A 301-nucleotide genomic window follows, 5' to 3' on the forward strand; every position below is an offset into this window, starting at 1 on the left:
CTGCGCCAGTTCCTCGGTCTCCCGCCCGGCGGCCGCGGGCTCGTCCGCGTCCGACTCCCTGCCCAGGCGGGCCCGGGCAGCGCCCGTGTCCGGTGCGGTGCCCAGGCGGGCTCCGGTATCGCCCGCATCCGGCTCGGTGCCCAGGCCGACTCGAGCGCCGTGTGCGTCCGGCTCGCTGCCGGGGCCGGCCGGTGCCGGCGCGGGCGTGACACCGGCGGGCACCGGCCAGTCCCAGTGGGCGGGGGTGTGTCGAGCGGCCGGCCGCTGCCCGGTGGCCGGTGTCCCGTCCGGGACCGCCAGG

At 81.1% G+C, this 301-nt stretch carries 1 pseudogene; it reads right to left on the reverse strand.

Annotated elements, in window-relative coordinates:
* Window positions 1-301: pseudogene (locus tag ACWEVO_RS27650) on the reverse strand (hypothetical protein); the annotation flags it as partial.

This window comes from Micromonospora sp. NPDC003776, assembly GCF_053605645.1.